At 40.1% G+C, this 237-nt stretch carries 1 pseudogene; it reads right to left on the bottom strand.

The features are described from left to right. Positions 1–48: 48 nt before the first annotated feature. Positions 49–237 (bottom strand): annotated as a pseudogene (locus FS628_RS32360) (cyanophycinase); the annotation flags it as partial.

Genomic DNA, 237 nt, shown 5'->3' on the forward strand with positions numbered 1-237 from the left:
ATCAATCTCTTCACACAAAACCAACAGCTACCCTTCAACAAACCTAACCTAATCACGTTCAAACTCACATTCATACCCAAATTCATCAAACCCAATACCATCATAGATCCTACTTCTTTCAACTTCATTCCCAGTATCCTTCAACCTTAACCATTCCCCACCCATGTTTAACCACCCACCACTACCACCCACTATAACCGCATTCCTCTTCTTAATCACATCCCATAATTCATAATC

Source organism: Paenibacillus xylanexedens (genome assembly GCF_007676705.1).
In the GTDB taxonomy this organism is placed as follows: Bacteria; Bacillota; Bacilli; order Paenibacillales; family Paenibacillaceae; genus Paenibacillus; species Paenibacillus xylanexedens_C.